The organism is Nocardia sp. NBC_01327 (genome assembly GCF_035958815.1).
In the GTDB taxonomy this organism is placed as follows: Bacteria; Actinomycetota; Actinomycetes; order Mycobacteriales; family Mycobacteriaceae; genus Nocardia.
In genome coordinates this window covers 1,368,100-1,380,778 of sequence record NZ_CP108383.1, presented here as the reverse complement: position 1 = coordinate 1,380,778, position 12,679 = coordinate 1,368,100, and the positions used below count along the sequence as shown (strand labels likewise).

General features: G+C 67.7%; 11 protein-coding genes. 3 read left to right on the top strand and 8 right to left on the bottom strand.

Features of this window, described 5'->3' with window-relative positions:
• Positions 1–193: 193 nt before the first annotated feature.
• The 8 genes from OG326_RS42990 to OG326_RS06125 all read right to left on the bottom strand — a co-directional run bounded on the left by OG326_RS42990 (position 194) and on the right by OG326_RS06125 (position 7,853).
• Positions 194–280, bottom strand: a complete 87-nt coding sequence (locus tag OG326_RS42990; RefSeq protein WP_442791012.1) for a hypothetical protein — start codon at positions 278–280, stop codon at positions 194–196.
• A gap of 437 nt (positions 281–717) precedes the next feature.
• On the bottom strand, positions 718–2,271 hold the full coding sequence (locus OG326_RS06155; protein ID WP_327143634.1) for an acyl-CoA carboxylase subunit beta: 1,554 nt from the start codon (positions 2,269–2,271) through the stop codon (positions 718–720).
• Positions 2,272–2,412: 141 nt separating this feature from the next.
• Complete coding sequence (locus OG326_RS06150; RefSeq protein WP_327143633.1) at positions 2,413–3,483, bottom strand: ATP-grasp domain-containing protein; 1,071 nt, start codon at positions 3,481–3,483, stop codon at positions 2,413–2,415.
• Between the two features lie 223 nt (positions 3,484–3,706).
• Positions 3,707–3,988, bottom strand: a complete 282-nt coding sequence (locus OG326_RS06145) for a hypothetical protein (protein ID WP_327143632.1) — start codon at positions 3,986–3,988, stop codon at positions 3,707–3,709.
• Between the two features lie 108 nt (positions 3,989–4,096).
• Entirely contained in the window at positions 4,097–5,572 is a 1,476-nt protein-coding gene (locus OG326_RS06140) for an Hsp70 family protein (RefSeq protein ID WP_327143631.1), read from the bottom strand.
• Positions 5,573–5,777: 205 nt separating this feature from the next.
• Positions 5,778–6,878, bottom strand: a complete 1,101-nt coding sequence (locus OG326_RS06135) for a hypothetical protein (protein WP_327143630.1) — start codon at positions 6,876–6,878, stop codon at positions 5,778–5,780.
• Positions 6,879–6,944: 66 nt separating this feature from the next.
• Positions 6,945–7,334 carry a hypothetical protein gene (locus tag OG326_RS06130; protein WP_327143629.1) on the bottom strand — a complete coding sequence of 130 codons (390 nt, stop codon included), beginning with the start codon at positions 7,332–7,334 and terminating at the stop codon, positions 6,945–6,947.
• An 18-nt stretch (positions 7,335–7,352) separates the two neighbouring features.
• Positions 7,353–7,853, bottom strand: coding sequence for a hypothetical protein (locus OG326_RS06125; protein ID WP_327143628.1), 501 nt, complete (start codon positions 7,851–7,853; stop codon positions 7,353–7,355).
• Between the two features lie 90 nt (positions 7,854–7,943).
• Between OG326_RS06125 and OG326_RS06120 the strand changes: the two genes are divergently transcribed.
• From OG326_RS06120 to OG326_RS06110, 3 genes are all read left to right on the top strand, one after another.
• Positions 7,944–9,368 (top strand): hypothetical protein, encoded by a 1,425-nt coding sequence (locus OG326_RS06120; RefSeq protein ID WP_327143627.1) that lies wholly within the window; start codon positions 7,944–7,946, stop codon positions 9,366–9,368.
• 73 nt (positions 9,369–9,441) lie between these two features.
• The gene (locus tag OG326_RS06115) at positions 9,442–11,217 is read left to right on the top strand and encodes a dynamin family protein (RefSeq protein WP_327143626.1); all 1,776 of its coding nucleotides are present in this window, start codon (positions 9,442–9,444) and stop codon (positions 11,215–11,217) included.
• Positions 11,214–12,674, top strand: coding sequence for a dynamin family protein (locus OG326_RS06110; protein ID WP_327143625.1), 1,461 nt, complete (start codon positions 11,214–11,216; stop codon positions 12,672–12,674). Before OG326_RS06115 ends, OG326_RS06110 begins: the two co-directional genes overlap by 4 nt.
• Positions 12,675–12,679: the final 5 nt, after the last annotated feature.

Genomic DNA, 12,679 nt, shown 5'->3' with positions numbered 1-12,679 from the left:
CCAAGATCGTCACCAGCCCGAATTCCCGAACCACACGACACGATCACCGTCGGCGTCCCCAGTATCGTTGCCGACTTACCGCAGCAACCCGTCCACGACACGCCTACCTGCGAGGATACGAAATATCCACCGATCCCCCTCGCCCACTCGTCCGGGACACCCGCCACCGCACAGTCGCCCGCAGCGACTTCGCCTACGTGATCGAGAACAGACTCAGTAGCCCGTCGGAGCCAACGGTGGCGATCATCCGGCCGTCGGGCGAGAAGGCAACCGACTTCACAAGATATTTGTGTGCAGATTTATTCCAGATCAGTTCTTTTGTATCGACCGGATCTTCGCTCGGTATCGACGAGTCCCGCGCACTGGTCGCGAATCAGAATGCCACCACTGTCCAGGTAGCTGCCGGAGTTCTTGGCGCCGTTCAGTATGCGATCGCGAAGCCGGATCGCGGAGTCCTGCTTGCCGACGACCTACCTCATCGTTTCGTTCTGAAGCACGCGATGCCGTACTTGGGATCGTTCACATCCCGGCCGGTCCGATGGACACCGTTCAGTCGCGGCAGCGGCCTGCCTGCTGACGGTCCGAACGCTCAACCGTCTCACCGCTACGACTGGCAATTCGCTTCGTTTCTATCGACACGAGATCCCGGCACTGATATGAAAACGTAAGCCCGGGAAGGGTAATCAGCGCTGATAGCCGCTTCCCGGGCTCGCAGGATCACATCGGGTAGATCGAGTGCTTGCGGGGGTTGAACTCCGGCTTTACCGGTGATTTGTCGCGCAGCAGGCGGAGCGCTTGGCGGATCTCCAGGCGGGTGCGCGCCGGCTCGATGACGGCGTCGATGTACCCGCGTTCGGCGGCCACCCACGGGGTGGCCATCGTCGCGTTGTACTGGTTGATCATGAATTCGCGCGCTGCCGCCCGATGTTCCTCGGCCACGGCCGCCAATTGCCGCTTGCCGATGAGGTCGACCGCGCTCTCGGCGCCGATCACCGCGATACGGGCTGTCGGCCAGGCGAAGCTGATATCGGCGCCGACCTGCCGGGCGCCCATCATCCCGTACGCGCCACCGTAGGACTTGCGCACCACCAGGTTGATGATCGGCACCGTCGCCTCGATGATCGCGCGCGGGACACGACCGCCGCGAATGATCACACCGTTGGCCTCCTCGACGAGACCCGGCAGCACGCCCGGGGTGTCGACGACGAAGATGAGCGGGATATTGAAGGCATCGCAGAGCCGGATGAAATAGGTCGACTTGTCCGAGCAGGCGGCGTCGATGGAACCGCCGAGCACCAGCGGCTGGCTGGCGATCACACCGACCGGACGACCGTCGACCCTGGCGAACCCGGTGATCAGATTCTGCGCGAACTTGGCGCGGATCTCGTGGAACTCACCATCGTCGAAGAGCCGCAGCAGGATCTCGTGCATGTCGTAACCGGCGCGATCGGAGTCCGGGATGATCTTGTCGAGCTCCCGGTCACTGTCGGTGATCTCCGGTTCCAGGCCCGGATTCACGATCGGCGGCTGCTCGACACAGCTGGTCGGCATATAGCTGAGATAGTTGCGGGCCCAGTCGTAGGCCTCCTGCTCGGTCTCGGCCACATGATGCAGGGTGCCGCGTTTGGCCTGCACCTCGGCGCCGCCGAGCTCCTCGGCGCTGACGTCCTCACCGTTGACGGCTTTGATCACGTCCGGCCCGGTGACGAACATATAGGAGTCTTTGGTGCCGATGAGCACATCGGTATTGATCGGCCCGTAGACCGATCCCGCGGCGCATTTGCCGAGAATGATCGACACCTGCGGCACATAGCCGGACAGTTTCTCCAGCACCCGGGAAATATCGCCGAACGAGGCGATCGAACCCACCGCGTCCTGAATCCGGGCACCGCCCGAATCGTTGATCGTCACCACCGGGCACGCATTGTCGAACGCGAATTGCAAGGCCCGCATGAACTTTTGAGCGGAGGTGACGCCGACGGTCCCGCTGTACACGGTCTGATCGTGGGAGATCACCACCACCGGACGCCCGCCGATCGTCCCGCGACCGGTGACAAGTCCGTCACCGTAGAGCGCATCCGGCTGACCGGGCTGCCGTGCCAGCGCACTGGTCTCGATGAACGTCCCGGGGTCGAGCAGCATGTGCACGCGCTCGCGCACACTGGGAATGCCCTTCTTCGCCCGCTTGGCGATACCGGCCTCACCCGCCGGTTCCGCGGCGATCGCCAGGATCTTGGCCAGTTCATCAAGCCTGGCCTGGGTACCGATCACGCTAACTGCCACCTTCCAAACAACTCTTATGCTCTGCGACGTTAAGCGGTGTCGACACAGAACACATCACTGCATCAGATATACGGGATGAATCACAATCATGGTGGGGACCGCATCCCGAATCCCACAATGCCAGGTAGATCAGACGGCGAGACCGGCGCTCCATGTATCGGCCACCGGTTCCGGTACTCGAATCGGTGACTCGGGCGGAGGTAAGGCATCCGGAACGATCGGGCGCGGAGCGACCTCCATGACCGCTTCCGCCACCGCGAGGCAGGCGCCCAGGCGCGGCGGATTCCGCAAGCCCGAATCCCCTTGCAGCAGTAGCCGAACTGCGGCCCAGGGCAGATTCACATCCGCGAAAGCCGTTTGGAACAGTCCCGCCGAGGGGCGTGGATTGGCTTCCAGCAGCACCGGTTCGCCATTGCGGAAGCGCAATTGCACATTGGTCAGATAGGCGAGTTCGAAATGCCGGACCAGCTGCCGGGCGATATCGACCACCTCGGGATTGTCCAGCAGCATCCGGAAGCGCCCCTGCTTCGAGCGCGGAATGCCGACCAGCAGTTCGCCTCCCGGCGCCGAAAGGCAGTCGATGCTGATCTCCGGGGCGTCGAGGTACGGCATGACGAGCAGTTCGAACTCCGGTTCGCCCTCGTCCGCCGAGCGCTGCAGGGCCTCGGCCACCGCATCGACCGAGGCCACCGGCCGCGGCGGAGCCAGCAGGCTGGCCATGCTCAGCGGGCGGTCGTCCAGAATTCGGAAGCCGAAGGCCGAATACTCACCGCTCGGCTTGATGCAGACGGTTTCGCCGTCGGCCGACAATTCCGCGACGGCCGCGCGCAGTCCGGCGGCGTCGGACACCACACGCCACGGCGGCACCGGAATGCCTGCCGCACTGGCGGCTTCATAGGTGCGGGTCTTACTGGTCAGCACCTGCACCGCGGACAGCGGCGAGCACATGAGGCTGGTGCCGACCGCCGCGAAATCCGCGGCATGCCCGGCGAGGGCATCGAGGCGGCGCGGCGGTATGAGGACATCGATGCGATTGGTCCGGCAGAAGTCGAGCGCGAATTGCGCATACTCGTCATTGCCTACGTGGCGAGGTTCGACGGCCGGCACATCGCAGACCGACAGGGCCGCCGCGCCCGGATCCACATTGCTGGCGTACATGGTGACGTCGACCCCGTCGGGGTTCTCCCGCAGCAAGCGCATGACCTGGGCGGTTGCCGCCCCGGCACTGCTCAGCCAAATACGAAGCGTTATAGCAACGCTCCTCTCCTGATCCATGCGGCCGAGCGGTGAAACCTTCGCGCAATCCGGTGGTGGGGCGACCCTATCCCGGTTCGGTGACGCGCACATTTCGGCGAGAACCGGGCGCAAAAACACTGCGTGCCCACCGGGTCGGCGGGCACGCAGGCTTGTCATGTGCGGGCTATCACCAGGCGTGGCAGCGGCCGTCATCGTGGCCCCACTGGTCGCGCTCGTGGTCGTGCCAGCGGCCGTGCCGATCGCAGTGCCAATCGTTGTGCCAGGGATCGTTCGGGTCTGCCCAGCCGGGACGGTTGAAGCCGCCCCAGTCATTGTCGTCACGGTCGTGGTCCCAGGGAGACTGGTGTGCCGTCGGAGCCGCGGCGGCGGCAGTGCCCATTGCCGGAACTACGAGCATGGCGCCGGCGGCCGCTGCGGCGAACAACGTGGTGAAGAGCTTTGGTTTCAAAACTGGTCCTTCCTGCTTACGTGCCATGGTGGCGAACCCATTGCAGCCCAGGACCGGCCGTGCACCTAGGGATGACAGCGGACTCTCAGCACATTCCAACCAGCGCGGTCAGTGTCTGCCACCGCCGTTCGCAGTCGAAACAGGATGGATCGGAGCGCCTGCCGCCTGGCTCGTACCGGGCGCGGAAGCGGCCGCCGAACCACTGTGATCGCTCGCGACGGCGATCCCGCCGCCGGCGACGGTGAAGACGGCGACGGCGGCGATCAACCAGGCGGCCGGGCCGCGGCGACCGCGCGGGGCGGGACGGTCGGCTTGGGTGCGCGGCGGAGCGGGGACCCTGGGCAGTTCGATTGCGGCAGGGCCGCTGTCGAAGACCGCCGGGCGCGGGACGGGCGGCAGCACCCGTGCGGCCGCAGGGGGCAGTACCCGAGCGGCGCCGGGCGGGGCAACGCGTTTGGCCGGAGGTGCTGCCGCGATACGTGCGGCGTTCGGCTCGATACGCGGGGCGGCCGGAGGCGGCGAGACGAGGCGCGCCGCCGCGACGGGCGGCAGCTTCGCGGCGAGACGGGAGGCGATCATGGTGGTGCCGCGCAGTACCGTGCGCGCGGGCTCGGCGCTGCTGATCACCGGCAAACCTATTGTGGCGGAGACGCGTTCGGCGAGCAGGGGTATCGCTGATCCACCACCGGTCAGGACGACGGAGTCGATCTCGCGACCGGCGCGGACGGCGGCATCCGCGGCGTCCGCGATGCGCTGCACGGCGCGCGCCACCGGTTCGGCGATCAGCGCCTCCAGTTCGGAGCGCACGATTCGCCGATTCTCCTGGATGCCGGGAAGATTCACCTCGATCACCGCGGAGACATCGCGGGAGAGGCGCTCCTTGGCGAGCCGGGCGCGGGCACGCAGGGCACGAATTCCGTTCCAGTTCCGGCGATCTCGCGGATCGAAGCCCGGGTTCGCCGCGGCCAGCTCGGTGAGAACATGCTCGACGAGCAGGGCATCGACCAGATCGCCGCTGAACTCGTTCGTGCGCGTCGGGCGGTCGACGCGCACATTGCCGCCGTCGGGCCAGCTCACCAGTGCCACATCGAAGGCGGAGCTTCCCACATCACACAGCAGTACCGTTGTGTGTGAAGGGATTTCGCGAGAGACCGCCAGTGCGGTGTAGGCGGCTTCGGCCTCCGTCACCAGGGTGACTCGACTGCCGCTGGTTCGCAGCGCGGATCCCAGCTCTCGCACCGCATGCGCGGTCCAGGCGGAGGGATGGGCGACAACGCAGGCCGAGGCGGCATTCGCGGTGAGCAGGCAGGTGATCGCGGTGGCGACCAGTTGTGCGCCGGTGCGACTGCCGCCCTGTGCCACCACCGGAACCGGATCGCCGACCCGGGAGGTGAAGTCGCGGAACGCGCTGCCGGGGTGCGCCCGATCCGCCTCCTCGGCCGGGCGGCCGAGCAGTGGGAGCGCATTGTCGGCGAGCCGAACGACCGCCGGAGTGCGAATGATCTCGGGGCGATCGGTGAATGCGGAAACAAAGGAATCCGAGCCGATGACCACACCTACGCCGATACCTGATGACCTTGCCATGGACCGGCTCTCCATTCCGTGTAGTCCGACTCGACAGCTCATTCAGATTAGGGATGGAAGCTGGTGAAAGGCTGCACCCTTCCTGTGTGGTGGCTGTCGGCCGAAGCGTGGAAAACCCCAGGCAAAAGCACAGATCACTGGCAACTGGCTCCCAGACTCCGGGCATAGCGTCTCGTTCTACCAACGGCGAAGACAAGCCGCCCTGCTACTCAGAGGAACAGCAATGGCTGTCGAAATTGACATGAACGGAATTCCCCAGCTCGGATCGATCGGTGCGGCTGCGCAAGAAGCGGTTTCGGAGCACGCCGGGCCCGCGGCGGTAAATCTCGCGCACGGCTCGTTCCCGGCGTTCGACCAGCACGCGGGAATCGGCGAAACCGTCGACGTTCAGACCGCCAATCAGGCTGTCTTCCAGAGCGCCGGCCAGACCGGCTTCTCCGAGTACCAGAGCGAGTCCATCAGCGAATCCCAGCACCTCGACACCCGCCCGGAACCGCGCGACCACAACAACTTCGGTCAGCACGCAGGTTTCGACGAGCACCGTGACTTCCACCAGCACAACGGATTCGGCGACCACCGCGACTTCCACGAGCACGACGGCTTCAACCAGCAGGTCGGCTTCGACCAGCAGACCGGATTCGACCAGGTCAGCGGTTTCGACCAGCAGGTGGGCGGTTTCGACCAGGTCAGCGGTTTCGACCAGCAGGTCAACGAGTTCAACCAGCAGGTCAGCGGATTCGAACAGCAAATCGGCGGCATAGACCAGTTCAGCGGAATCAACCAGCAGATCAGCGGCATCGAACAGCAAATCGGCTTCGACCAGAACATCAGCGAGTTCGACCAGCAGACCGGATTCGACCAGAACGTCACCGTCAACGAGACCCAAACCTTCAACGAGAACGTCATTTTCGACCAGCAGCAGTCCTTCAACGAACACGATGGCTTCAACCAGAGCATCGGTTTCGCCAACCGCGGCGACTTCAACAACCGCGGTGATTTCAACCAGCACAACGGATTCAGCAACCATGAAGGCTTCGGCGAGCGCGGCGGCTTCGAAGGACGCGGCGGATTCGACGGTCGCGGCGGTATCGATGAGCGCGGCGGCGAAGGCCGGCACTCCTGGCGCCCCGGCCACCCCAATCCGGGTGGGCCGGACCGCAACCCCGGCGACCACGACGGCGGCCGCGGCGGCGAGCACAACGGCCCCGGCAACCGCGGCGGCGACCACGGCCACCCGGGCGCACCGGTAGGCCCAGGCCAGCACGGACGCCCCGGCGAGCACAACGGCGGCGGCGAGCACGGCCACCCCGGCGGCCCCGTGAACCCTGGCGGACCCAATCGTGGTGGCGACCACGGCCATAACGGACCCGGCTCAGGTCAGCACGGCCAGCCAGGGCACGACGGCGGCGGCAACCGCGGCGGCGAACACGGCCACCCGGGGGCACCCGGCGGATCGGGACTGCACAACGGTGGCGGTGACCATGGCCACCCCGGCACACCCGGATCGGGACAGCATGGCCAACCCGGCGAGCATGACGGCGGAGGCCGCGGCGGCGAGCATGGAAACCCCGGCGCACCAGGCGGATTGGGCCAGCACGGCGGCGGCGAGCACGGGCGTCCCGGCGCTCCCGGCGGATCGGGACAGCACGGAAACCCCGGCGGACCTAACGGCGGCGGCGAACACGGCCACCCGGGCACCCCCGGCGGATCGGGACAGCACGGAAACCCCGGCGGCCCCAACAGCGGCGGCGAACACGGGCACCCTGGCACACCTGGCGGATCAGGACAACATGGAAATCCCGGCGGCGAGCACGGCCACCCGGGGGCACCCGGCGGATCGGGACAGCACGGGAACCCCGGCGGGCCCAACGGTGGCGAGCACGGGCACCCGGGGGCACCGGGAGGATCCGGTCAGCACGGAAACCCCGGCGGGCCCAACGGTGGTGGCGAACACGGACACCCCGGCACGCCTGGCGGATCGGGACAGCACGGGAACCCGGGTGGGCCTAACGGTGGTGGCGAGCACGGGCATCCGGGGGCACCCGGCGGATCCGGTCAGCACGGAAACCCCGGCGGGCCCAACGGTGGTGGCGAGCACGGGAATCCCGGTGCGCCTGGGGGTCACAACGGTGGGGGTGAGCATGGTCAGCCCGGTACGCCGGGTGGGGTTGGGCAGCATGGGAATTCGGGGCAGCCGGGGAATGGTGGGCCCGGCGGTGCGGGTGAGCACGGGTCGGGTGGGGTGCATGGTGGGATCGGGGGCGGCGGCGATGAGGGTCACGAGCGGGGTGGGTTTGCCGGCAATGTAGGCGTATCCGGCTCGGGTTCGAATGAGCTCGTCGGGGCACACAGTGCGGGGCCCGGGGTTGGGTTGTCTTCCAACGCTGGACTTTCCGCGAATGCGGGGCTGTCCTCCGGGATCGGCGCTTCCTCCGGGATCGGCGCTTCGTCCGGTGCGGGTTTGTCCGCCAACGCGGGCTTGTCCTCTGGCACTTCGTCGGGCACCGGCTTGTCCGCCAATGCGGGGCTGTCCTCCGGCGCTTCGTCCGGCGCGGGACTGTCGTCCAATGTGGGCCTGTCCTCGGGCGGCGCGTCTTCCAATGCGGGCTTCTCCGCTGGCGGTGGGGTGTCCTCCGGTGGGGGGCTGTCCTCCGGTGGCGGAGTGTCGGCCGGTGGCGGGTTGTCTTCCAGTGCGGGACTTTCGGCCGGTTCGGGGTTGGGGCAGGCGCCGGGGGCTTCGCTCGGGCTGTCCAATTCGAGTGCCAACCTCAATCAGTCGGGCAGTGTGGGGACTGCGCACTTCGGGCAGTCGGCGGCTTCATCGGCCTCCGGTGTGGCCGCGGCGAATGCGGTGGCGCCGATCGCGGTGACTCCGGTGTCGGCGGGTGTGCAGACGAGTGCTGCCGCACAGTCGATTTCGGGGACGGTGGCTCAGGCCGCGGTAGCTCCGCAGCCTGCCGCGATCGCCAATTCGTTCTCCCTGACCAGCGGCTCGGTGCATCCGGTCACCGCACCGGCCGCCGATCTCGGTGCGGCGTCGACCACCGTGTCCTCGACCACCGGCGGTGGAGCGGCCGCGCCGACCCACCTGGTCACCACCGCACCGGCAGCGCCGCAGCTCGGCGCGACCGCACCGGCGGGTTCCCAGATCGGCACGACGGCAACGGGCGGCTCCCAGATCGGCTCAGCCGCAACGGAACCCACCCACGCGGGCACCATCGCACCGACCACCGCGGCCGGTGGCGCCGCAGTGGCCGCCGGTGGCGCCGCGGTCGCGCCGCAAAGCGCCGCGCCCGCAACGGAACCCACACACGCACCGGTCACCGCTCCGACCACGGCGACGGCACCCACCGCGGATCTGGGCACCGGCGCGACGACGGGCGCGGGCACCACCCCGCACGCCTCGGCCAATGCCGGCGCACTGCTGTCGGGCAATGCGACCACCGCACCGACAACATCCGCGGGCACTGCGAACCCCTCGGACGCGGTACACGCGGCAACCACCGCACCGGCGGCCAGCGCTCCGGTCACCACCGTGGCCGCCGCTCCGGCGCCGGCCGCCGCCCCGGCACCGGTGGATCACGTATCGGCCGCGACCACCGTCGCCCCGGTCGATGCGACAGCAGCGCATCCGGTCGACGTCACGGCGGCCGATCCGGGCGCGACCACCGATCACACCGGGTTGACCACCTCGGATTCCGGTCTGTCGACCGGATTGACCTCCGATGCCGGCACCGCGCTGACCCACAGCACGGTCGATACCAGTCATTCCGCCACCACCGATCTGCACCACTGATCGCCCTCCGGCCCGCCGCGTCCGACGCGGCGGGCCGGACAGCACCCCGCCACCGCGCATGAAAGGAAACGGCGTGACCGCGTCAACCCCGGCTTCCGCGAGGAAACTCTCCCCCTCGACCGATTCGATGACCGCGCTGCTCGATGAGCTGCGGTCGGTGACCGATGCCGTCGGCCGGACCGATCTGTCGAACCGGCTGGTGTCGGCGCGGCAGCGGGTCAGCGATGCACGACTGCGCATCGTTGTCACCGGCCAGTCCAAGAAGGGCATCAGCTCACTGGTCAACGCCCTGGTCGCGGCCGATGTGTGCTCCACGAATGCGGCTGCCCCGGAACGCACTCGCGGTCCGAGGCCGGTGGCCGGGCCGGTGATCGTCGAATACGGCGAGTCGAAGTCCAAGAAGGTCGGCGAGGCGGGCCGGACCGAGGTGACCCTGCCGGTGGATCTGCTCGCCGAGGGTGTGGTGCTCATCGATATGCCGGGTGTCACCGGCGCCGGTTCCCGGCGCGCGACGGAGATCCTGTCGATGCTGCCGACCGTCGACGCGGTGCTGTTCGTCTCCGATGCCAGCCAGGAGTACACCGCGCCGGAAATTCGCTTCCTGCAACAGATTCACCAGCTCTGCCCGATGGTGGCGGGCGTGATCAACAAGATCGACAGCTATGTCCGCTGGGCCGATATCCAGAAGGCCAATCGGAAGCATCTCACCGATGCCGATCTGGATCTGCCGATCCTGCCGGTCTCCTCGGCCATGCACAAAACCGCGCATCGCCTGGGCGATCAGATGCTCGAGGTCGAATCCGGCATCCCGCAACTCGAGGCCTTCATTCGCAATCACCTCGTCGCACGAGCGGATGCGCTGGCCCGCGAATCCGTCGTCAACGATGTCCGCGTCGTCTCCGATCACGTTGCACTGGCATTGAATTCGGAATTGACCGCCCTGCAGGACCCGTCCCGCAGCGCGGAACTCCTCGATCGCATCCGCACCGCCCGCGATACCGCCGAGGCCCTGCGCAAGCGCACGGCGAATTGGCAGTACGTCCTCGGCGACGGCATCACCGAATTGACCGTCTCCGTCGAACACGATCTGCGCCACCGGCTGCGCGCCATTGTGCGCGAGGCCGAGGAGGAGATCATGAAGTCCGATCCGGCCCGCCAGTGGGAGGCGTTCGGCGAGCGCATCAACGGCCGGGTCTCGGCCGCTGTCGAGGACAATTTCATACTGGCGCACCAGCTTTCGATCGACCTCGCGGGCAAGGTGGCCGACCGATTCAGCGAGGACGGCAAGGTCCAGCTGCCGGCGCTGCCGGGCGCGGACACGGATGCGCTGCTCGGCCAGCTCGGTTCGGTGGAGGCGCTCGAGAGCGGCAAGGCCGGAGTCGTCCAGCGCGCCATCACCAGCCTGCGCGGTTCGTACGGCGGCGTGCTGATGGTCGGCCTGGCGACAAGCCTGCTGGGACTGGCCCTGGTGAACCCGTGGTCGATCGGCGCGGGATTGCTGCTCGGCGCCAACACTTTCCGTGAGGATCACAAGGCGCTCAAGGCCCGCCGCCGTTCCGAGGCCAGGCTCGCCGTGGCCCGGCTCATGGATGAGGTCGTCTTCCAGGTCAGCAAGGAATCCAAGCAGCGCCTGCGCGATGTGCAGCGCACCCTGCGCGACCACTTCACCACGGTGGCCGACGAAATGCTCCGCTCCGCAAACGATTCCCTGCAGGCCGCGCAGGAGGCCGGCAATACGCACGAAAGCGAGCGCGCGGCCCGCATTGCCCAGGTCCAGGGCAATCTGGGCCATCTGCGCCAATTGCGCGTGCAGGCAGCAGGTTTGGTCCAGGCGGGAGAGGCGCAGTGACCGGGCGAGAACTGGCCGAGGCGCATCGGCTGATCCGCGCGGCCCGTACCGAATTCGGCCCGCGATCGGGGTGCGATGCCGAATTGGCCGCCTGCGAGCGCCGACTCGGAGAACCGCTGCGGGTGGCGCTCGCCGGAACCCTCAAGTCGGGTAAATCGACGCTGCTCAATGCCCTGATCGGCGATGAGATCGCGCCGACCGACGCGACCGAGTGCACCCGCGTGGTGACCTGGTTCCAGCAATCGGCGACCCCCCGCATCCAGCTCACCGCCGACGGCCGCCCGCGCCTGCTGCCGGTGCTGCGCACCGACGGACAGCTCACCCTCGACCTGGGTGTCACCGCGGACCGCGTGGAAAAGCTCGAGGTCTTCTGGCCCTCCTCACTGCTCGACGATTTCACCATCATCGACACCCCCGGCACCTCGTCGAATTCGCGCGATGTCTCCGAACGCACCCTGGCACTGCTCGCCCCCGAGGACGGGATCTGCGAGGCGGACGCCATCGTCTACCTCATGCGCGATCTGCACGACACCGATGTCCAACTGCTGCAACACATTCAGGACCAAATGGCGACCGGCACCGGCCCGCTCGGCGTTGTCGGCGTCCTGTCCCGAGCCGATGAGATCGACGGCGGCCACGGCGACCCCCTGGCCGCCGCCCACCGCCTGAGCCGCGATCTGGCCGATGCGCCGGAACTACAGGGTCTGCACCAGAGCTTCATTCCGGTGTCCGGTCTGCTCGCCCTGCGCGGCCAGACGCTGCGCCAGGCCGAATTCACCGTCCTGCGCACCCTGGCCGCGGTCCCCCGCAATGATCTCGAGGCGGCCCTGATCTCCGTCACCCGCTTCACCGCACCCACCAGCAATCTCCCGGTGACCGAGGTCGACCGCACCCGGCTGGTCAATTCCTTCGGCCTGTTCGGCATTCGACTGGCCGTCTCCATGATTCACGCGGGCATTGCCGACGCACCGGCGCTGGCCGCCGCGCTGCTGCGCCGCAGCGGACTCGATGACCTGCGCCGCACCCTGCACAGCCAATTCGGCCAGCGCAATGAACAACTCAAGGCCTATTCCGCGATGGCCTCGCTGCAGCGCATTCTCGCGCGCCACCCGGCGAGCGAGGGGCTGTCCCGTCAGGTGGATCGCGCTCTCGCCGATACGCATACCTTCACCGAGCTTCGGCTACTGTCCAGCATTCGCGCGACGCGGCTGAGCGACCTCGACCGCGACCTCGCCACCCGGGTACTCGGCGGTAAGGGCATCTCCGCACACCAGCGGCTCGGCCTCCCGGCGAACGCGGGTCCGGCGCAGCGCCGCGATGCCGCCCTGCGCGCAATCCGGGACTGGCGCAACCGACTCGACAATCCGCTGCTGGATCCGCTCACCGCCGCCACCTGCCGCGCCGTGGCCCGCAGTTGCGAATCGATTGTCGAGGACAGCCGGACGGCGGTTCGGTAACCGAA

Excerpts from the sequence above, each read along its gene's own strand:
- OG326_RS06150 (WP_327143633.1), bottom strand. The coding sequence starts at position 3,483 with ATGCGCTTGCTGCGGGAGAACCCCGACGGGGTCGACGTCACCATGTAC.
- OG326_RS06140 (WP_327143631.1), bottom strand. The coding sequence starts at position 5,572 with ATGGCAAGGTCATCAGGTATCGGCGTAGGTGTGGTCATCGGCTCGGAT.